The following is a 1,186-nucleotide window of genomic DNA, read 5'->3' as shown; positions in this document are numbered from 1 at the left end:
TGAGCTCGCGCAGCTGGTTGAAGTTGCCGCGCAGGTCCTGGTCCCACGTGTCGCCGACCTCGTCGACGCTGTCGGCGGCCCCGAAGGAGCGGCCGTAGTCGGCCCAGGCGTCGCCCTGGCCGAGCTGGTTGGCCATGAAGCACTCGCCGTTCGCGTTGATGTTGCCGAAGGCGTAGTTGATGTGGGTGAGCTTCTCGGCGGTGCCCGAGGTGACCAGGTCGTTCACCAGGTAGTCGCGGCCGTAGATGCCCCACTGGGTGAAGTAGGCGACCCGGCGCTCCTGGGGCGGGTCGGTGGGGCCGCCGCCGTCCGCGTCGGTGGTGGCGGTGACGGCGCCGCTCTCGGGACCCCTGTTGTTGGAGGTGTCGTAGGCGCGCACGGTGAACGTGTGCTCGGTCTGGGGCGCCAGCCCGGTGACGGTGGCGGTGGTGCCGGTGACCGCGCGGACGACCTCGCCGCCGGAGAGGACCTCGTAGCCCGCGACCCCGGCGTTGTCGTCCGCGGGGCCCCACTGCAGGGCCACGGTGGTCGAGGTGGTGCCGGTGACGGTCAGGCCGGTCGGCGCGGTGGGAGGCTCGGTGTCCTCCTCGCCGGGCTCGCCCGAGCAGCCGCCGCCGTTGACCGTGCAGTCCACGGGAGCGGTGTCGCCGCCGCCGTGGGTGCCGTTGAACCCGATGGAGTAGCTGCCGCCCGCCGGGACGGAGGCGCCCCACGAGGGCGGGGTGACGGTGTAGGCGTCGCCGGAGCGGCTGAGGGTGGCGTTCCACAGGCTGGTGATGGCGGTGCCGGACGGGAGCCGGAAGCCGATGCTCCAGTCGGTCAGCGCCGACCCCGAGCCGTTGGCGATGGTCAGCTGCCCGCCGTAGCCGGTCTCCCAGCGACTGGTCTCCACGTAGGTGACGGTGACGCCCGCGGTGTCGGCCGACGCGGCCGGGACGGGTGCCAGTGCGAGGGGTAGGACGACCGCGGCGGCCAGTGCCGCGATTCGTTGGCGAAGTCGTGCTCTCACGGTTGCTCCTGGTGCGTGAGCGGTGTGGGGGTTGGCCTTCCGCCGCGGGGGCGGAGGGCTGCGGGGTGTGCGCCCAGGGAGTGCGGTGTCGCGAGCTGACCGGTGGCGGGCTCGGCGGCGCGCGTGAGAGGTGGCGTGTGCGCGGCAGGGGCATGGCGGGCCTCCGACCTGGGGGAG

1 protein-coding gene is annotated in these 1,186 nt (G+C 73.4%); it reads right to left on the bottom strand.

The window, feature by feature from the left end; genetic code table 11:
- Positions 1 to 1,009 (bottom strand): cellulose-binding domain-containing protein (locus tag DQW06_RS28735; protein WP_198662586.1); only part of this gene is annotated, 1,009 nt, incomplete at its 3' end.
- Between the last annotated feature and the right edge of the window lie 177 nt (positions 1,010 to 1,186).

The sequence above is a fragment of the Nocardiopsis sp. TNDT3 genome (assembly GCF_003427465.1).
In the GTDB taxonomy this organism is placed as follows: Bacteria; Actinomycetota; Actinomycetes; order Streptosporangiales; family Streptosporangiaceae; genus Nocardiopsis; species Nocardiopsis dassonvillei.
This window is presented reverse-complemented; position numbering and strand designations above follow the sequence as displayed.